We start from the raw sequence: 20,411 nt of genomic DNA on the forward strand, positions 1-20,411 counted from the left end.
TTAAGGCTAAGTTTTTACTAAAAATAGCAAAAATATTCCTATTCATAGAAATTGAAAGATTTATTCAACAGTCTTTCCAATTTACTTCTAACCGTATATTTTTTCCATACTATAAAAATTTTTAACAGCAGTATATGAACCTAGCTCAGCTAAAGATATAAAATATCTTGTACCCTCGATAATATTTTTATCAACAGCTTCTTCAGTACAATTACTCATAAAGACATATAACCTTAAAGAATTAATAAGTTTATCAATTAATTATAGTATCGATAAAATATTTTAAAGGTACTAAGTGAAACTTTAGCGGTAAGCTAGCTTTTATTTATATTAAATATGATCTTGGATACAGTCTGAGATATTCTTTAACAAGGACTTTGTTGATATGATTTGTAACTCTATAAAACTAGATAAAGTATGACTTTAAAGGGTTTTAGATACTTATTGAAACTTGTTAGAAATTATATTTGGTGCACTGAGTGGGATTTGAACCCACACGTCCTACGGACACCACCCCCTCAAGATGGCGTGTCTACCAATTCCACCACCAGTGCAAAGATGTATCTATTATAAGACTATTTTTTTGTAGTAGATTCCTGTTTAGCACCAGATGCTTTAGAAACTTCTTGTTGATATTGATCATATTGACTAGCTATAGACTGATCAGAACTAGTTGAACTAGCTACAACATTAGAGTTAGAAGTCTTACCTAAATATCCAAGGCTAAGACAACATACAAAAAATAATGCCGTAAAAAACACTGTCATTTTAAATAGGAAAGATGCCGCACCTTTACTACCAAAAACTGTATTTGAAGCGCCCGCACCAAAGGATACTCCCATGTTAGCGCCTTTACCTTGTTGCAACAATACCAATATAACAATTGCAATAGCTGCGATAATATCTATAGTTAAAATTATTCCGTACATATTTTATTTGCTTGATTTATTATTTCGTTAAACTCAGAAGCTTTTAGAGACGCTCCACCTATTAAACCACCATCCACATCAGCAAGGCTTAATATATCTTTAGCATTTCCAGCTTTTAGGCTACCACCATACACTATTTTCATATTTTTAGCAACATTTTCATCTACTTTAGCCACTAATGAACGGATAAATTGATGTGTTTCTTGTACTTGTTCTAAAGATGCTACAACTCCTGTTCCTATAGCCCAAACAGGTTCATAAGCAATAACAACCTTTGTTAATTGTTGAGTAGTAAGCTTACTTAAAACTAGCTCTAACTGAGTTGCTAAGACTTTTTCTAGTTTACCACCTTCTCTATCTTCTAAAGACTCACCAATACACACTACAGGTACCACAGATGTATCTATAACTTTCTCTAGTTTTTTGAAAACATCTTGATCTGTCTCACCAAACAAAGATCTTCTTTCAGAATGCCCTATTAACAAATAATCACATCCAATATCATGTAACATATCTGCTGAAAGCTCACCAGTATAAGCACCATCATCATAAAAAGTAATATTTTGCAGGCCTACACCTACACACTCAGGTAACTGAGAGATTACTTCCTTAACATATACACTTGATGGAAAAACAGCTACACTAACTTTTGAGCTATCATAGTTTACTTGAGAAATGCCGCTGCAAAGTTCTTTTATACTTGCAGTGTTACCATTCATTTTCCAATTTCCCATAATTAATTTTTGCATATTCACACCAATTTTTGTTTTACTTGTTCCACTAAATATTTTGCTTCTTTTAAAGCTAAATCTTTATTATCAGCTTCAACCATAACTCTTAATACAGGCTCTGTTCCAGATGGTCTTAACAAAACTCTTCCTCTGTTAGCTAATCTGTTTTCTACATCTGTGACATCATCAACCATTTTTGCTAGATCTTCAGTTGTAACCTTTTTTGTTAAAGGTACATTAATCAAGGTTTGTTGCATAAGCTCACCTTGTAATTTAAACCCAGAAACAGGCTTATCTGCTTGTGAGAAAATTGCTAATAGCTGTATAGCTGTAAACAGCCCATCTCCAGTTGTACCAAAGTTTAAATTAATCACATGACCTGATGATTCGCCACCAATCTTGTAACCGTATTTTTTTAAATCCTCAAGGACATATCTATCACCAACTTTAGAGCGTATAAATGGAATATTGTTGGCTTTATAATGATTTTCATAACTCATATTTGTCATCTGTGTACCAACTATTCCAGCAGTGCCTCCACAAATATCACTATGTTGAGCAAGGATATTTAAAATACCATCACCATCTATCTCTTGTGCGTTTTCATCAACTATAATTATTCTATCTGCATCTCCATCTAAAGAAATACCTAAATCAGCATTGTGCTCTTTAACAGCTCTCTTGATGTTATCTATACAAGTAGCGCCACACTCAACATTGATATTTACACCATCTGGATTAGATGCAATTGAAACATAGTCAATATCAAACTTATCAAGTAATGCTTCAAACTTATGTGATGCCGCTCCATGAGCACAATCAACGACAACTTTACCTTTATAGTTTACTAAACTTCCAAAACGCTGATGCATTTCAGCTATATACTCATCAATAGAATTCTCTAAAAGTTTATAATTTCCAAACTTATATTCAGGTTGATAAATAAAATCACTATCTATTTTAGCTTCAACTTCTTCTTCTAAGGCATCATCAAGCTTAAAACCATCAGATGAAAAAAGCTTAATACCATTATCAGTAAATTTATTATGTGATGCTGTAATTACAAATCCAGCAGCAGCTTTATGCTTGACAGTTATAAACGCCACAACTGGTGTTGGTACAACTCCTAAGTCTATCACATCAATTCCAGCAGCATTTAGCCCTGAAACTAAGGCAAACTTAAGAAGTCTACCAGAGCTACGCGTATCTTGACCTATAACTACAAACTTGGGATAGCCTTTATTATTAATTAAAGAACCAACAGCATTACCTAGTTTCTGCATAAACTCAGCTGTGATAGTTGAGTTACCTACCTCACCCCTGATTCCATCTGTGCCAAAGTACTTTGCCATATAGTCTACCTCTTAAAATTTTAATAATGCTGAAACACTATAGCCTTCTAAAGCCTCTCTGCCACCTAAACCGTCAAGTTCCATAACAAAGATAAGAGATGCAACTTCAGCTTGTGCTTTTTCTATAAGTTTAATTGTTGCTTTTGCAGTCCCTCCAGTAGCTAATAAATCATCGACAACTAGAACTTTATCTCCAGTTGTAAATGCATCTTTATGCACTTCTAGACTATCACTGCCATACTCTAAGTCATAACTTATTTTATAAGTCTCTCTAGGAAGCTTACCAGGTTTTCTTACAGGAACAAATCCTAGACCTAAAACCTCAGCTAATGCTACTCCAAAGATAAATCCTCTACTTTCAGTTCCTGCTATCACTGTTGGTTTAATGTCATTTTTTCTCAACTCTTCAGCCATGGCTTGAGCTGTAGCTTTCAAACCATTAGGATCTGCTAGTAAAGGAGTAATATCTCGAAACATGATACCTGGCTTAGGAAAATCAGGCACAGCAACAATCTTGTTTCTTATAAAATCTAAACTCATAGAAAAATACCTTTTAGAAAAAATTAAAAAAATGAAAAACTATACTTGAAGAAGAATTCTATTTGGATCTTCTAACAATTCTTTGATCATTTTTAAGAATCTTACAGAAGTACCACCATCAATAATTCTGTGATCATAAGATAATGCTAAGTACATAATTGGACGAATCTTAATTTCTCCATTTACAACCATAGGACGCTCAACAATATTGTGCATTCCTAAGATAGCACTTTGAGGTGAGTTTATAATAGGAGTAGATAGCATAGAACCATAAGTACCGCCATTTGTAATAGTAAATGTACCACCTTGCATATCTTCTAAACCTAACTTACCATCACGACCTTTGATTGCTTTATCAAGTACATCATTTTCTAGCTCAGCCAAAGACTTAGTATCTGTATCTCTTAAAACAGGAACTACTAATCCTCTATCTGTACCAACTGCAATACCAATATCAAAGAAGTTATGATAAACAATTTCATCACCATCAATAGAAGCATTAACATCCGGGAACTTCTTAAGAGCCTCAGTAGCTGCCTTGATAAAGAAAGACATAAAGCCAAGCTTAGTATCATGTTCTTTAGCAAACATATCTTTATATTTCTTTCTAAGCTCCATAACTGCTGTCATGTCTACTTCATTGAAAGTAGTCAATATTGCATTTGTATGCTGTACTTGTACCAGCCTATTTGCGATAGTTTGACGTAGGCGAGTCATCTTAACTCGTTTTTCAAATCTAGGACCTTGCTGTGCAACTGGAGCTGATTGTCCAGCACTACTTGGAGCCGTTGCCGCTTTCTTAACATCACCAGATGTAATACGTCCTTTCTTACCTGTACCTTGTATATTTGCAGCCGAGTCTAAACCACTAGCATTAAATGCTTTGCGTGCAGAAGGTACTAGGTGTGGATCATTATCACTTGAAGCTGATGCTTGCTGTTCACTAGATTCAGCTACTTTAGATGGAGCTGCTACAGCACCTTCAACAATCTTCGCAATCAATTCTGCTGAAAGAACAGTCTCACCTGCTGGCTTTAATATTTTTGCCAAGATTCCATTTGATGTAGCTGGAACTTCTAATACAACTTTATCAGTTTCTATTTCTGCTAAAATATCACCTTCTGAAACAGCATCACCTTCATTCTTATGCCAATCAGAGATAGTACCATCTGCTACTGACTCAGGGAAAACTGGAGCTTTAACATCTATCTCAGCACCTGTTGTAGCTTGTTGTTGAGGTGCTTCTGTTTGAGGAGCACTTTCTTTCGAGCTTTCTTGTGATGATGAAGCATTTGTATCAATATTAGCTAAAGCTTCTTCAGAAAGAACGATATCACCTTCGTTTTTCTTAATATTTTTTAAAATACCGCTAGCTGTTGCAGGAACTTCTAATACAACTTTGTCTGTTTCTATTTCTGCTAAAATATCACCCTCTTGTACAAAGTCACCTTCCTTTTTATTCCACTGAGCTAATGTGCCATCTGCTACTGACTCTGGAAACATAGGTACTTTTAATTCAATCATTTCTTACTCCTAGTAATAATTTATTTTATATTTCTAAAGCTCTATTTATAATTTCTTCTTGCTGCTTAACATAAAGAGCATGATAACCAACTGCTGGAGTAGAAGATCTTTCTCTAGCAACACACAGTAATTCTTGATTTTTACCAACAAGTCTTTCGATAAAGTGTCTGATGTTATACCACGCACCTTTATTTTGAGGCTCCTCTTGTAACCAAACAATTTTCTCAGCATTTTTATATTTAGCAAAAATCTCTGCCACTTCCTCTCTAGGGAAAGGATATAGTTCTTCTAATCTTACTACAGCAATATCTTCATGTGCATCTTGCTTTTTACTCATAAGATCATAATATACTTTTCCATTACATAGTATTAGTTTTTTGATCTTATCTACCTTAGCATTTGCATCATCAATTACTGGCTCAAACTTCCCTGTAGCTAACTCATCTAGAGATGAAACTGCCATAGGATTTCTTAGTAAGCTCTTTGGCGTCATCACTATTAAAGGCTTTCTTAATGGTCTAATTACTTGACGTCTCAAAAGATGATATATTTGAGCTGGAGTAGTAGGTGTACAAACTTGCATATTATTATTAGCACACGAGCTTAAGAATCTCTCTAATCTCGCAGATGAGTGCTCAGCCCCAGCACCTTCTTGGCCATGAGGTAAAAACAATGTTAATCCTGATAGGATTCCCCATTTCTCTTCTGCTGCAACAAGGAACTGATCTATTACAACCTGAGCAGTGTTTACAAAATCTCCAAACTGCGCTTCCCAAATTACTAAAGAATCTGGGCTATAGCAACTATAACCATATTCAAATCCTAAAACACCATACTCAGAAAGAGTTGAGTCTATTACATCAAATCTAGCTTTTTCATTAATATGCTCTAATGGAATATATTCTTTTAATGGTGACTTAGTATCCATATTTTTAACTACCGCATGGCGATGTGAAAAAGTACCTCTACCACTATCCTCACCAGAAATTCTCACGGCATATCCCTGATCAAGTATCGTTGCATATGCTAAACTTTCAGCAAAACCCCAATTTAAAGGAAGTTCCTCATCAGCCATTTTAACTCTATCTGTAATAGCTTTTTTAACTTGCATTTGAGCTTTGATCTCTTCTGGAACTGTACTCATTTTTATTGCAAGTTTTTTAAGAGTTTCTTTAGATATTGGCTTATAGTCATACTTAGTTTCTTGTTTGCCTATATATGGCACCCAATCACAAACTTTTAACTTATCTCTAATTGTACTTCTATCAAGAATATCAATTGTAACTTTACCTTCATCTAACTTACTACGATATCCTGATGTAAGTCTAGAAATAAAGTCATCATCTACAGCACCTTCTTTAACTAACTTTTCACCATATTGTTTTAAAGTAGTAGGAAGTTTCTTAACCACTTCATACATTTCTGGTTGAGTACCTGATGGCTCATCTGTCTCATTGTGACCATTTCTACGATAGCAAACTAGATCAATAACAACATCTTTATTGAACTTCATACGATATTCTAAAGCAATTTCTGTAACTCTAACAACAGCTTCAGGATCATCACCATTTACATGAAAAATAGGTGCATCTACCATTTTTGCGATATCTGTAGAGTAGTTACTACTTCTATTAACACCAAACTTACTGCTTGTTGTGAAGCCTATTTGGTTATTTACAACTAGATGTACAGTACCACCTGTTCCATAAGCCTCTGTTAATGAAAAGCCGAATGTTTCCATTACAATACCTTGTCCACAAAAAGCAGAATCTCCATGAATTAATATAGGTAAAACTTTATTATATACATTTCCTTCAAGCTTATCTTGAATAGCCTTAGCTGCGCCCTCAACAACAGGATCGACAACCTCAAGATGTGATGGGTTAAAAGCTAAAGCAATCTTTGCCTCTTTACCATCTATACTTCTGTAGTTAGAATAACCCATGTGATATTTCACATCACCCGATAAACTTTTCTCACTTCGTTTACCTTCAAACTCTTCAAATAATTCTTTAGGGTTTTTACCTAAAATATTCACAAGTACATTTAAGCGACCTCTATGAGCCATACCCAGCTGTACAAAACGAGTTTCATGCTTAGCAACAGCCTTTTCTATAATATGCTGTAGTGATGGTATAAGGGATTCTCCACCCTCTAGGCCAAACCTTTTTTGCCCAACATATCTAAGAGCAAGATATTTTTCTAACCCTTCGGCAGCAACCAACTGCTGTAAAATCCATTTTTTCTCATCATTTGTGGCAGGAGATGCATTTTCAATTTTATCTTGTAACCAAAGCTTTTCTTCTTTATTACCAATATATCTATATTCATAGCCAACACTTGATTCATAAATAGCTTTTGCCTTCTCAACAACTTGCTTTAAAGACATTGTCTTGTTATTAGTAAAATCACCAAGATTTACCTCTTCTGATAAATCATTACTAGACAAACCGTGAGCAGATAGTTCAAGTCCAGAGTCTCTATCAAATCTTGTAAGACCTAACGGATCAATATTTGCTGATTTATAACCATGTGAACGATATGCTTTAACCAAAGATTTTGCTTTTAAAGTTATATCATTTTCACCAACAACAATCGTACTACCTACTTTATGTTTAGCTAAGCTTTTAAACTCATCAACTAAATCTCTATGAACAGTATCTGTTGCTGTAGCTATAGAATCAAAAAAGGACAACCACTTAGGATCTATCCCCTCATAGTTGCCCGAAATATAATCATCATATATTGATTCAAGATATTCTAGATTACCACCAAAAAACTGCGTGCTATCTAGCCATTGACTAAATTCTGATTGTTTTTTTTCCATATAAATACCTAAATACAGGTTTTAATTTTTTACACATTCTTTTTTAATAATGCAGATCTTATCTTACCAATAGCTTCTGTTGGATTTAAACCTTTTGGACAAACTGAAACACAGTTCATAATAGTTCTACATCTAAATAAACTAAACGGATCTTTTAGATCATCTAATCTTTCTTCAGTAGCTGTATCTCTAGAATCCGCTATAAATCTATATGCCTGTAATAATCCAGATGGGCCTATAAACTTATCTGGATTCCACCAGAAAGATGGGCAAGATGTAGTACAACAAGCACATAAAATACACTCATATAAACCATCCAATTTAGCTCTATCTTCTGGAGATTGCAACCTCTCTTTAACAGGTGGCTCATCATTGTTTATTAGATAAGGCTTAACTTTTTCATAGTTTTTGTAGAACTGCTTCATATCAACGATTAAATCTCTCACAACAGGTAAGCCTGGTAGAGGATTTACTTTGATAGGCTGTCTTAATTCACCAATAGAGGTAATACACGCTAAACGGTTTTTACCATTGATATTCATGCCATCAGAACCACAAACACCTTCACGACAAGATCTTCTCATTGCTAAAGTAGGATCCTGCTCTTTGATAAGTTCAAGAGCTGTTAAAACTTTAACACCTTCATTCTCTACTGAAACAGTATACTCATCGTAATAAGGTTTTTTGTCAACTTCTGGATTATATCTATAAATTTTAAATCTTACGTCCATTATATTAAATCCTTGTAATTAGTACTTACGTTCTGCTGGTTGGAAAGCTTTAACCTTAGTTGGAGACATATTCACACCACGTGAAGATGTTTTATCACCATCTAAGAAATATAGAGTATGCTTCATCCAATTTTTATCATCTCTATCTGGGTAGTCTACTCTTGAATGCGCACCTCTTGACTCTGTTCTTTCTAGAGCAAGTTTTGCAGTAGCAACAGCTGTCAACATAAGGTTATCAAGCTCTAAAGCCTCAATTCTCATCATGTTAAATACTCTTGAATTATCTTCTAAAACAGCATTTTCCATTCTTTCTCTTAGAGCATATAACTTATCTAAGCCTTCTTTCATTGTACTTTCCTGTCTAAATACTGAAAAATACTGTTGCATAGTTTGCTGAAGTTCTTTTCTAAGCTCAGAAATCTTCTCTTTACAACCTCTTTCTTCAGAAGAGTCCCACTTCTTAATTCTAGCTGTTGCTTTTTCTATATTTTCTTGAGAAGTTTCTTTAATAGTCATACCTTCTTTTAAGCTTTGCTCAGCATGCATACCCGCAGCCCTACCAAATACAACTAAATCAAGTAAAGAGTTACTACCTAATCTATTAGCGCCATGAACAGATACAGACGCACATTCACCAACTGCATATAAGCCACCAATAATTTTGTCTTCACCATTTACTTGTGTAATAACCTGACCATGCTTATTAGTCGGAATACCACCCATTTGATAATGACATGTTGGTACAACTGGAATTGGCTTCTCTACAGGATCTATACCTGCAAAAGTTCTAGCAAGTTCTCTAACAGTAGGTAATCTCTCATCAATCACATCTTCACCAAGATGGGTTAAATCCAACCACACACAGCTTGAACCACTAAATGTATCGCCACGTCCTTCCATAATTTCTTGCTGCGAAGCTCTTGATACAACATCACGACAAGCAAGATCTTTTGCATTAGGAGCATAACGCTCCATAAATCTCTCGCCATCTTTATTACGTAAAATACCACCCTCGCCACGGCAACCTTCCGTAACCAAAACACCAGCACCGGCAATACCTGTTGGATGAAATTGCCAAAACTCCATATCTTGAAGAGGAATATCAGCTCTTAAAGCTAGCCCCATACCATCCCCTGTATTAATATAAGCATTTGTACTAGACTCATAAATACGTCCAGCACCACCAGTTGCTAATATAGTTAATTTTGATTTTAAGAATACTGTTTCACCAGTTTCTATACATAAAGCAATAACACCTGATACACTGCCATCATCTGCTTTAACTAAGTCAACAGCAAACCATTCAGTGTAAAAGTTAGTTTTATGTGCTAAGTTACCTTGATAAAGTGTATGCAATAATGCATGGCCAGTTCTATCAGAAGCTGCACACGTTCTTTTCGCTTGATTTGCAGGATCAAAGTTTCTTGACATCCCACCAAAAGCACGTTGATATATCTTACCATCTTCTAAACGTGAAAAAGGCATACCCATATGTTCTAATTCGATAATAGACTGTGGTGCATGCTCACACATATATTCAATAGCATCTTGATCACCAATATAGTCAGACCCTTTTACCGTATCGTACATATGCCACTTCCAATCATCAGAAGGAAGATCATCATCAAATTTAATATTCCCTAAAGCTGCTGCAATACCACCTTGCGCTGCAACTGTATGAGACCTTGTAGGGAAAACCTTAGAAACAACAGCTGTTTTAAACCCAGATTGAGATAATTGAAATGCAGCTCTTAGGCCAGCTCCTCCAGCACCAATAACAATAGCATCAAATTCTTGTGTAGCTATACTCATAAAAACAACCTCTTAGTAGAAAAATAAAACTGCGAATAACCAAAAAAAGCAGAATACATAAACTAAAACAAAACTTAGCATAACAAGAGCAGAAGCCCAAGCACATTTAATATAGTCGCCGCAAATAATCCATATTCCTACCCACGCATGGAAAAACATTGCTAAATAAGCAATAAGCGTAGCAATCCTAAAGAACATGCCATCAGCAAACAAGCCTCTCCAGCTATCATAAGTTAAATTACCTGAATAAGATAAGCATAACGCTTCAATAAGGAGATATGCAAAATACACTGCAATAATGACAGCAGTAACTCTTTGAACAAAGAAATCCTTAATACCCGAAGAAGTTAATGAAATTACAGCCATAAGTAGCACCCCCAAAAGATAGCTGATAAAACACCCAAAATAATAACTACTAGAGATGTTGCCTTAGCAACTTTCATACTTTCGCCAAAACCCATATCCATAATAATATGTCTAATCCCAGCATACACATGATAAGTTATTGCAGACAGAAATAACCAAAAAAATATGCTAACCCAGCTTTTTGTTAAGACAGCTACAGTATCCTCATAGCCAGTCGGTCCAGCAAGAGAATAGTTCATTCCCACAACTGCTAATGGTATAGCAATAATTAGAATCACCCCTGATATACGATGCAATATAGAGCTTATTGCAGTAATAGGGAAGTTATACGATTTTATCGACATTAAGTCAATGTTAGTAATTTTTTTCACGCTCGATATCCCTCCGAAGCAATTTTTAATATATAAATAAATCGGACTAAAACCAATATTATACAACATCTTAATGATATATTTTTGTAGAATTAAATTCAAACTTTTAAGTGAAGTTTTAAGTTTAATTTTTTTACATATATAAAACAAAAAACTAACTAATACCAAGATATCGTTAAGATATATATTTAATCAATATTATTTAATAAGATTTTTTATTTGCAAAAGATATTTGCAAAAGAGTAATCTTTAGCTTATCATTCCCTCTGTGGCGATGTCAAATATTGTGTTAAGGACATCTTTTTTATTGCAGTCTCTATATTGCAAAACCACATTTAGATGATTTTTTCATTAACTCTTTTTTACGTGGAGGCCAGTTTTAATGAGCAAATACGCTACGCTTAAATACGAAGCAAAAAATATCGAAATAGAATTACCTGTATACTCTCCTAGCTTAGGAAATGATTGTATAGACGTTTCATCACTAGTAAAGCACGGTATTTTCACTTATGATCCAGGATTTATGTCAACAGCAGCATGTGAATCTAAAATAACCTATATCGATGGTGGCAAAGGTATACTTCTGCATAGAGGTTACCCTATCGAAGAATGGACCGAGAAATCAAACTATAGAACTCTTTGTTATGCTCTAATATATGGCGAACTACCATCTGATGAGCAAAGAGAAAAGTTTAGAAGTGAAATCGTTTCTAGAATGACTGTATGTGAGCATGTGAAAGCTGCAATCTCTGCCTTACCAAAACACACTCACCCTATGTCTGGATTAATTGCTGGCGTTAATGTTTTAGCTGCGGAATATATCCAAAATGGTAAAAAAGAAACTCAAGACGAAGTTGCTAAAAATATTGTGGCAAAAATTGCTACTATTGCAGCTATGGCTTATAGACATAATCAAGGCAAAAAATTGCTCGATCCTAAACCTGGGTATGGCTACGCAGAGAACTTCATCTATATGATGTTTGCTGAAGATACAAACTATAAACCTGATGAACTTCATGTTAAAGCAATGGATACAATTTTTATGCTCCATGCTGACCATGAGCAAAATGCTTCAACATCTACTGTTAGACTATCTGGTTCAACAGGTACATCTCCATATGCAGCAATTATCGCAGGTATTACAGCATTATGGGGACCTGCACATGGAGGTGCTAACGAAGCCGTTTTAAAAATGTTAGCTCAAATAGGTAGCGTTGACAATATAGACACATATATAGCTAAAGCTAAAGATAAAGATGATCCGTTTAGATTAATGGGCTTTGGCCATAGAGTTTATAAAAATACAGATCCAAGAGCTACTGCCATGAAGAAAAACTGTGAAGAAATTTTGGCTAAACTTGGTAATAGTGATAACCCTCTTTTAACGATTGCTAAAAGATTAGAAGAAATCGCATTACAAGATGAATTCTTCATTGAAAGAAAACTTTTCCCTAATGTAGATTTCTACTCAGGCATTATCTTAAAAGCTATGGGTATTCCTGAAGATATGTTCACAGCAATATTCGCTCTTGCTAGAACATCAGGCTGGATATCTCAATGGATAGAGATGGTTAATGACCCTGCACAAAAAATTGGTCGTCCTAGACAGCTATATACTGGTGAAACTAGCAGAGACTTATAAGATTTTCTCCCAATCATTCTATTTACTTTCTCTTTAATTTAAATTAGTCTTAACATTAATTTGTTTCAAACGAATATAAATACAAATGGCTAACAAACCTACACTAGTTGAAAAGCTAACAGCTCCTTTTAAACAAGCTAAAATGTTTAGCATGTTTATATTAGGTTATGCATCAGGCTTTCCCCTTATGCTTACAGCATCATCTTTATTTCTTTGGTATAAAGACAATGGCATAGAAACAAAGGATATAGGCTTTCTAACACTTATTGCTATACCATATACGTTTAAATACCTATGGGCTCCCCTACTAGATAAAATAAAAATACCTAAGCTAGGACGCAGAAAAGGCTGGATACTTTTAACGCAGATAGTGCTAATTCTATTAATAGCAGCCATGAGTAGATTCTCTCCAGCGAACTCTCCTTTTATAATAGCCTTTATTGGCTTCCTAATATGTCTTACTTCAGCAACTCAAGACATAGCTATAAATGCATATCAAACAGAAGTTCTTACAGAATCAGAAAGAGCGCTAGGAAATGCTGTAGCTGTTATGGGATATCGCATAGGCATGTTAGTAACAGGTTCTATTGTTTTAATTATAGTGCAACAGCTAAATAATAACTGGAATTTAGCATGGCTAACAATGATACTATTCTTTATCATATGTCCACTTTACACTCTCATACTAAAAGAAAGTGAGTGCAAAGAATCTCCAAATAGTTTCAAAGATGCTTACATACTACCTTTTATTGAATTCTTCACACGACAAGGGTTTTATACAGCATTTATTATAATTATTATCATTATTGCGTATAAGCTTGCTGATGCTATTGCATTCTCATTAAACTCTCTTTTCTTCGTCGATCTAGGATTTGACAAAACAACAATTGCTATAGCATATAAGGCTTTTGCACTTATTCCCTCACTTGTTGGACTAGTTGTAGGAGGCTTAATAGCAAAAAAAATAGGTGTTTATAAGAGCTTCTTATACTTTAGCATTATTATGGCTTGTGCTAATCTAACATATGCTTTACTAGCTATAGTTGGCAAAAACTATTTCTTAATGGTATCTTCAGTTGCTGTAGAGTATTTCTGTGGAGCAATGGGAACAGCAATACTAGTAGCCATGATAATGAGTCTTGTCAATGTAAAGTTCTCAGCTACCCAGTTTGCCATTCTAAGCTCGATTGATTCTTTAGGTAGAGTTCTTATTGGACCGATTGCAGGATATATTCAGAGTCTTTATAATTGGGAAGGATTATTCATATTTAGCTTCATAGTGGGAATTATAGTCTCTATAGTAATTTATTTATTTAAAGAAAAAATAAAATTAATGGCTAATCTTAGATAAGATTAGTTTTTATCTTTTTTGCTTCCAAACAAAATAGATAAAATAAAAATAGCCCAAGGAAATAAAAGAATTAATAAAACTATATTCTTTACTGCTGCAGTTATCTTAAGACTTGGAAAAAATATAACCACTAACATTGCAAGAAATATTAGTAATACTCCTACAATAAAAGAAATTAAAGATAACTTGTTCTTACCCATAGATAACTATTTCGCAAACTGTTCAGAGACAAACTTCCAGTTAACAATATCCCATAAAGCTTCAACATGCTTAGGTCTAGCATTACGATAATCAATATAGTACGCATGTTCCCAAACATCAAAAGTTAATAGTGGACGTTTATTATCCGTTAAAGGACATCCTGCATTACTGGTACTAAGAATCTCCAACTTACCTGATGAATCTTTAACTAGCCATGCCCAACCAGAACCAAATGTAGTAACTGCAATCTTAGAAAACTCTTCTTTAAAATTAGCAAGTGAACCAAAAGTTTCTACAATAGCTGCTTTTAACTGACTAGATGGCTCAGTTTTATTTGGCGTTAAACAATTCCAATAGAAAGTATGATTATAAACCTGAGCTGCATTATTAAACAATCCACCAGAAGATGTTTTTATTATTTCTTCCAAAGTTTTTCCTGAATGCTCAGAACCTTCTATTAAATTATTTAGATTTGTAACATATGTTTGATGATGTTTGCCATAGTGATACTCTATAGTCTCTTTTGAAATTACAGGCTCTAGCGCATCTTTAGCATAAGGTAATTCTGGTAATTCAAATTTCATTTGTTTACTCCTTTACTTATTATTTAAAATATTTGTAATGTTTTGATACTATACCAATTTAATATAATATGCTATCATCTTTTTAACCAAATTTCTAAACTTACTTGTCCAATAAACAAAAGGAAACTTTATAATGTATACACCAGAAGAGCAGAAAGTTATAGATCGAATCGAAAAACAAATAAAAGAAAATGATATTATCTTATATATGAAAGGCTCTCCTAATCTACCTCAATGTGGATTCTCTGCTCATGCAGCTACAGCAGTTAGATCATGTGGAAAGCCATTTGCTTTTGTAAACATTTTAGAAAATCCAGATATTAGAGCTATTCTACCAAAATACGCTGATTGGCCAACATTTCCTCAACTTTGGATAAACGGTGAGCTAGTTGGTGGATGTGACATCATAATGGAAATGAAAGATTCTGGCGAGCTTCAAGAACTAATAGATTCAATTAAATAAATTTTACACATACATTTACTCTAATATTTAAAAAAATTCGTTAAATATCACTTTAAATTTACAAAATATTATTAAATTCAAATTTATGTATTTTATTTAGTAAATAATTATTAGAAGTGAAGTATTATAAATATAACTAACAACAAATATAAATTAATCTTTAGAGTAATATAGGCCTTTAGAAGAATTAAGAGCTTTAAGACGAGCATCTGCTTCTTTTAGTCTCTTATTTGCGGCTTCTATATCTAGTTTAGACGCATCTGGATTTTTAAGAGCTTTTTCTGCTCGAGCTTTAGCTTTTTCTGCTTCTGCTTGGTTAAGGTTCTCTGCCCTTTCCATATCATCAACCATAATAGTCACTCGAGTTGGAGTAACTTCTAAAATGCCTCCAGAAACATATAACACATCAGTATGTTCATCTTTCCTAATATTCACAACACCAGCAGGCATAGTTGATAGTAATTCAGTATGGCCATAAGCTATACCCATTTCACCAGCTGAGCCACGAAGACTAACTATATCAGCTTCACCTTTAAAAACTGAGCCTAAAGGACTAACAACATCAACTTGTAGATAATTTTTTGTCATATTTTTACCCTACTTATAGAGTTTTTGCTTTCTCAATCGCTTCTTGTATAGAACCAACCATATAGAATGCTTGCTCTGGTAAATGATCATATTCACCATTAACAATAGCTTTAAAGCTTGCAACAGTATCTTTTAATGATACAAACTTACCAGGGTTTCCGGTAAATACTTCAGCAACATGGAATGGCTGAGATAAGAACCTTTGGATCTTACGTGCTCTATCTACAGTTTTCTTATCTTCATCAGATAATTCATCCATACCTAAAATTGCGATAATATCTTTCAGTTCTTTATATCTTTGTAATACCTTTTGTACTGCACGAGCTGTTTCATAGTGCTCTTGACCAACAACCAATGGATCTAGCTGTCTAGATGTAGAATCTAGAGGGTCAACCGCAGGGTAAATACCTAACTCAGCGATTTGACGTGATAATACAATTGTCGCATCTAAGTGAGAGAAAGTTGTTGCTGGAGATGGGTCTGTTAAGTCATCTGCTGGTACATATACAGCCTGAACTGAAGTAATTGAACCAGTCTTAGTAGATGTAATTCTCTCTTGTAATGCACCCATTTCAGCTGCTAGAGTTGGCTGGTAACCCACTGCAGAAGGCATACGACCTAAAAGAGCAGAAACTTCTGTACCTGCTAGAGTATAACGATAGATGTTATCAATAAACATCAATACATCACGCTTCTCATCACGGAAACCTTCAGCGATCGTTAGACCACTTAAAGCTACTCTTAATCTGTTTCCTGGTGGCTCATTCATCTGACCATACACTAGAGACACTTTATCTAATACATTAGAATCTTTCATCTCATAATAGAAATCATTACCTTCACGAGTTCTTTCACCAACACCTGCAAATACTGAATAACCACTATGCTCTTTAGCGATATTATTGATAAGCTCCATCATCGTTACAGTCTTACCAACACCAGCACCACCAAATAACCCTACTTTACCACCCTTAGCGAATGGACAAATAAGATCAACTACTTTGATACCTGTTTCTAAAATTTCTGTGCTCAGTGCTAACTCATCATATGCAGGAGGGGCTTGATGTATAGATCTTGTCTCAGTATATTCAATAGGGCCAGCCTCATCTATAGGCTCTCCTAAAACATTCATAATACGTCCTAAAGTACCTTGTCCAACTGGAACAGAAATAGGGGCATTAGTATTTTTAACTTTCATACCACGTCTAAGACCATCACTTGATCCCATAGCAATAGTACGAACTACACCATCACCAATCTGTTGCTGTACTTCTAGTACTAGACCAGCTTCTTCTACATTTAAAGCATCATATACTTTTGGAGTGTTATCTCGAGAAAATTCTACATCGATAACAGCACCAATTACCTGAATAATTTTACCTGTACTCATTTACCTCTCCTAAACTGCTGCCGCACCTGAACAAATTTCTGCAAGCTCTTGTGTAATCATAGCCTGTCTTACTTTATTATAATCTAGTTTCAACTGATCAATAATATCACTAGCATTATCAGTTGCATTTTTCATCGCCATCATACGAGCAGCTTGCTCACATGCAGCATTTTCTAATATTGCTCCTCTAACCTGAGCTTCAATATATCTAATACAAAGAGCGTTTAACACTTCTTCTATATCTCTTTCATAAATATAGTCCCAGTGACCTTTAGAGGCCTGCTCTTTATTTGCCTTCTTCTCTTCTTCAGTAAAGATATCTTGAATTGGTAGTAACGTTTGCAATCTTGGTCTTTGTTTAATAGTACTCACAAACTGGTTGCTACTCATATATAGTCTATCGATTTCACCTGATGTAAACTTATCCAGCATTACCTTAACAGCTCCGCCTATAGCCCTAACACTACCATCTATATCTTTATCATTATAATGAGCAGTTGCTACAACATTTACATCTTTAAGTTTTGCAAAGAAATTTTCTGCTTTAGAACCAATAACACAAACATCAACCTCAACCCTACTATCAAGATACTTTTTAATATCCTTCAATACATGTTTAAAAAGATTAATATTTAATCCACCACATAAGCCTCTATCTGTTGATGTAATGATATAACCAACTCTTTTTGCTTCTCTATCAAACAGATAAGGGTTAGGATAATCAATACTAGCAGCAGTAACATTTTTAATAATAGTATTAGCACTCTCAACATAAGGGCGTACGTTATTCATTTTAACAATAGCGCCGCGCATCTTACTTGCTGCTACTAACTCCATAGCACCAGTAATTTTTTGAGTATTTTTAACACTGGCTACTTTGGATTTTATTTCTCTAGCATTAGACATCGTCTATACTCCTACCAAGCTTGATTTGCTTTGCAATCTTCTACAATAGTTTTTAACTTATCAGCAGTTTCTGCATCATAATTACCAGTCTGATTAATATCTGCGATTATCTCAGCATATTTATCCTCAGCCAAAGCATGTAAAGCTGCTTCAAAAGGTATAACTTCTGAAACTTCTAAGCTATCTAAATAACCATTATCAACTGCATATAATGATAAAGCCATTAATGCGATAGATAATGTCGAGAACTGCTTCTGTTTTAGAAGTTCAGTCACTCTTTGACCTCTACTTAACTGAGCTCTTGTTGCTTCATCCAAATCAGAAGCAAACTGTGAAAATGCTTCCAACTCTCTAAACTGAGCCAAAGCTAAACGTATACCACCACCTAGTTTTTTGATGATTTTAGTTTGTGCCGCACCACCTACACGAGATACTGAGTTACCTGGGTTTATCGCTGGTCTTAAACCAGAGTTAAACAAGTCTGTCTCTAAAAATATCTGTCCATCTGTAATAGATATTACGTTTGTAGGTACAAATGCTGATATATCACCAGCTTGAGTCTCAATAATAGGTAATGCAGTTAAAGAACCAGTTTTTCCTTTAACCTTACCTTCAGTAAACTTCTCAACATATTCTTCATTCACTCTAGCTGCTCTTTCTAAAAGTCTTGAGTGAAGATAAAAAACATCACCTGGATATGCTTCACGTCCTGGAGGTCTTCTTAATAATAATGAAATCTGTCTATAAGCCCACGCTTGCTTAGTTAAGTCATCATATACGATAAGAGCATCTTCGCCACGATCTCTAAAGTACTCTCCCATAGAACAACCAGCATATGGTGCAATATATTGTAATGCAGCAGAATCTGAAGCTGTCGCAGCAACAATAATAGTATGCTCCATAGCTCCATGCTCTTCTAGCTGTCTAACTATGTTAGCAATTGATGATGCTTTTTGACCAATAGCAACATAAATACACTTAACACCAGTTCCCTTTTGGTTAATAATTGTATCGATAGCAATGGCTGTTTTACCAATTTGTCTATCGCCGATAATAAGTTCTCTTTGCCCTCGCCCAATTGGAACCATTGAGTCAATTGACTTAATACCTGTTTGTAACGCTTGATCTACAGATTTTCTCCAAATAACTCCAGGAGCAATCTTCTCAATTGGAGATGAATGATCAGTTTCGATTTCACCTTTACCATCAATAGGATTACCTAAAGCATCAACAACTCTTCCAAGTAAAGCTTCTCCAACAGGAACTTCTAAGATTTTACCTGTACAATATGCCTTATCTCCTTCTTTAAGATGCTCATACTCACCTAATACAACTGCTCCAACAGAGTCAGTGTTTAAGTTAAGAGCAAGACCATAAAGATCTCCTGGTAATTTAATCATTTCACCAGCAGTCACATCATCCAAACCATATATAGTAACAATACCATCAGCTACACTAACGATTGTTCCCTCTGACTTAAGTTCAATTGAATTATCAAACTTCTCAATTCTTTGTTTTATTAAACCACTTATTTCTGATGGACTTAATTGCATAAGCTCACTTCCTATAATTTATGATAACAAAATACTTTTTAATTTTTCTAAACGACCAGATACAGAGTTATCGATAACTGTATCGCCAACCTTGACTATTGCTCCACCAACTATTGCTGGATCAATATCTACTTTAATATTTATAGAACAGCCAAATCTTTTTTCCAGACTTTTTTTCAAACTATTTAATAAGTCTTCATCTGCAGCATATGCTAAAGTAACATTTGCAGTCTTAACATTATTACTAGCATTCTGTATAACTTCAAACTGCTTTGCAATTTCAGGCAAAACTGACAATTTTTTATTTTCAGCAGCTAAGATAAGAAAATTAAAAAAGTTTTTATCTAGTTGATCTTTTAACTCACTTACTATTTCTACTTGCGAAAAAACAGGACTGGATATAATCTCTGCAATAGAGCTATCCTTAATTAACTCAGCAAATACTTTAAGTAATCTAGACCATTCTTGTAGTAGATTATTTTCATTCGCAAATTCAAATGCTGCTTTAGCATATGGCTTTGCGATCACACTTAGATTTACCATGTGTTTA

The 20,411-nt window shown here is 34.5% G+C and carries 20 protein-coding genes, 1 tRNA gene and 1 pseudogene; 3 read left to right on the forward strand and 19 right to left on the reverse strand.

The genetic code is table 11. The features are described from left to right. Positions 1–68: 68 nt before the first annotated feature. The 12 genes and pseudogenes from R8535_RS03685 to sdhC form a co-directional block, all read right to left on the reverse strand. A pseudogene (locus tag R8535_RS03685) lies at positions 69–219 on the reverse strand (LysR family transcriptional regulator); the annotation flags it as partial. Positions 220–468: 249 nt separating this feature from the next. Next, positions 469–554 (reverse strand) — tRNA-Leu (locus tag R8535_RS03690). A 21-nt stretch (positions 555–575) separates the two neighbouring features. Then, positions 576–929, reverse strand: coding sequence for a preprotein translocase subunit SecG (gene secG, locus R8535_RS03695; RefSeq protein WP_329496687.1), 354 nt, complete (start codon positions 927–929; stop codon positions 576–578). Further along, positions 917–1,678 (reverse strand): triose-phosphate isomerase, encoded by a 762-nt coding sequence (gene tpiA, locus R8535_RS03700; RefSeq protein WP_329496689.1) that lies wholly within the window; start codon positions 1,676–1,678, stop codon positions 917–919. Before tpiA ends, secG begins: the two co-directional genes overlap by 13 nt. A gap of 2 nt (positions 1,679–1,680) precedes the next feature. Beyond that, positions 1,681–3,012 carry a phosphoglucosamine mutase gene (gene glmM / locus R8535_RS03705; RefSeq protein WP_329496691.1) on the reverse strand — a complete coding sequence of 444 codons (1,332 nt, stop codon included), beginning with the start codon at positions 3,010–3,012 and terminating at the stop codon, positions 1,681–1,683. Positions 3,013–3,024: 12 nt separating this feature from the next. After that, positions 3,025–3,552, reverse strand: coding sequence for an adenine phosphoribosyltransferase (locus tag R8535_RS03710; RefSeq protein WP_329496693.1), 528 nt, complete (start codon positions 3,550–3,552; stop codon positions 3,025–3,027). Positions 3,553–3,591: 39 nt separating this feature from the next. Further along, positions 3,592–5,076: a 2-oxoglutarate dehydrogenase complex dihydrolipoyllysine-residue succinyltransferase gene (odhB, locus tag R8535_RS03715; RefSeq protein ID WP_329496695.1), complete on the reverse strand. Its 1,485-nt coding sequence runs from the start codon at positions 5,074–5,076 to the stop codon at positions 3,592–3,594. Between the two features lie 25 nt (positions 5,077–5,101). Then, entirely contained in the window at positions 5,102–7,903 is a 2,802-nt protein-coding gene (locus R8535_RS03720) for a 2-oxoglutarate dehydrogenase E1 component (protein ID WP_329496697.1), read from the reverse strand. 29 nt (positions 7,904–7,932) lie between these two features. Continuing rightward, positions 7,933–8,634, reverse strand: coding sequence for a succinate dehydrogenase iron-sulfur subunit (locus R8535_RS03725; RefSeq protein ID WP_329496699.1), 702 nt, complete (start codon positions 8,632–8,634; stop codon positions 7,933–7,935). Positions 8,635–8,652: 18 nt separating this feature from the next. Then, positions 8,653–10,446 (reverse strand): succinate dehydrogenase flavoprotein subunit, encoded by a 1,794-nt coding sequence (gene sdhA / locus R8535_RS03730; protein ID WP_329496701.1) that lies wholly within the window; start codon positions 10,444–10,446, stop codon positions 8,653–8,655. A 12-nt stretch (positions 10,447–10,458) separates the two neighbouring features. After that, a complete protein-coding gene (sdhD, locus tag R8535_RS03735) occupies positions 10,459–10,827 on the reverse strand; it encodes a succinate dehydrogenase, hydrophobic membrane anchor protein (RefSeq protein ID WP_329496703.1) in 369 nt (122 codons plus the stop codon). Further along, a complete protein-coding gene (gene sdhC / locus R8535_RS03740; protein ID WP_329496705.1) occupies positions 10,803–11,183 on the reverse strand; it encodes a succinate dehydrogenase, cytochrome b556 subunit in 381 nt (126 codons plus the stop codon). Before sdhC ends, sdhD begins: the two co-directional genes overlap by 25 nt. A 382-nt stretch (positions 11,184–11,565) precedes the next feature. On the opposite strand from sdhC, the gene R8535_RS03745 reads away from it, so the two are divergent. Then, positions 11,566–12,825, forward strand: coding sequence for a citrate synthase (locus R8535_RS03745; RefSeq protein ID WP_329496707.1), 1,260 nt, complete (start codon positions 11,566–11,568; stop codon positions 12,823–12,825). A gap of 85 nt (positions 12,826–12,910) precedes the next feature. Beyond that, positions 12,911–14,176, forward strand: a complete 1,266-nt coding sequence (locus R8535_RS03750; RefSeq protein ID WP_329496709.1) for an AmpG family muropeptide MFS transporter — start codon at positions 12,911–12,913, stop codon at positions 14,174–14,176. Between the two features lie 2 nt (positions 14,177–14,178). Here R8535_RS03750 and R8535_RS03755 read toward each other — a convergent pair whose 3' ends face one another. Beyond that, on the reverse strand, positions 14,179–14,376 hold the full coding sequence (locus R8535_RS03755; protein ID WP_329496711.1) for a hypothetical protein: 198 nt from the start codon (positions 14,374–14,376) through the stop codon (positions 14,179–14,181). A gap of 6 nt (positions 14,377–14,382) precedes the next feature. Next, positions 14,383–14,961 carry a superoxide dismutase gene (locus tag R8535_RS03760; RefSeq protein ID WP_329496713.1) on the reverse strand — a complete coding sequence of 193 codons (579 nt, stop codon included), beginning with the start codon at positions 14,959–14,961 and terminating at the stop codon, positions 14,383–14,385. A 133-nt stretch (positions 14,962–15,094) separates the two neighbouring features. On the opposite strand from R8535_RS03760, the gene grxD reads away from it, so the two are divergent. Further along, positions 15,095–15,424 (forward strand): Grx4 family monothiol glutaredoxin, encoded by a 330-nt coding sequence (gene grxD, locus R8535_RS03765; protein ID WP_329496715.1) that lies wholly within the window; start codon positions 15,095–15,097, stop codon positions 15,422–15,424. Positions 15,425–15,577: 153 nt separating this feature from the next. On the opposite strand, the gene R8535_RS03770 is transcribed toward grxD, so the two are convergent. From R8535_RS03770 to R8535_RS03790, 5 genes are read right to left on the reverse strand one after another with little or no spacing between them, the layout of a single operon-like run. Next, positions 15,578–16,012: a F0F1 ATP synthase subunit epsilon gene (locus R8535_RS03770; protein ID WP_329496717.1), complete on the reverse strand. Its 435-nt coding sequence runs from the start codon at positions 16,010–16,012 to the stop codon at positions 15,578–15,580. A 13-nt stretch (positions 16,013–16,025) separates the two neighbouring features. Beyond that, on the reverse strand, positions 16,026–17,402 hold the full coding sequence (gene atpD / locus R8535_RS03775; RefSeq protein ID WP_329496719.1) for a F0F1 ATP synthase subunit beta: 1,377 nt from the start codon (positions 17,400–17,402) through the stop codon (positions 16,026–16,028). Between the two features lie 9 nt (positions 17,403–17,411). After that, positions 17,412–18,308 (reverse strand): F0F1 ATP synthase subunit gamma, encoded by an 897-nt coding sequence (locus R8535_RS03780; protein WP_329496721.1) that lies wholly within the window; start codon positions 18,306–18,308, stop codon positions 17,412–17,414. 11 nt (positions 18,309–18,319) lie between these two features. Further along, positions 18,320–19,861, reverse strand: coding sequence for a F0F1 ATP synthase subunit alpha (gene atpA / locus R8535_RS03785; RefSeq protein ID WP_329496723.1), 1,542 nt, complete (start codon positions 19,859–19,861; stop codon positions 18,320–18,322). An 18-nt stretch (positions 19,862–19,879) separates the two neighbouring features. Beyond that, the gene (locus tag R8535_RS03790) at positions 19,880–20,404 is read right to left on the reverse strand and encodes a F0F1 ATP synthase subunit delta (protein ID WP_329496725.1); all 525 of its coding nucleotides are present in this window, start codon (positions 20,402–20,404) and stop codon (positions 19,880–19,882) included. Positions 20,405–20,411: the final 7 nt, after the last annotated feature.

Source organism: Francisella sp. 19S2-4 (genome assembly GCF_036281795.1).
Classification (GTDB): Bacteria; Pseudomonadota; Gammaproteobacteria; order Francisellales; family Francisellaceae; genus Francisella.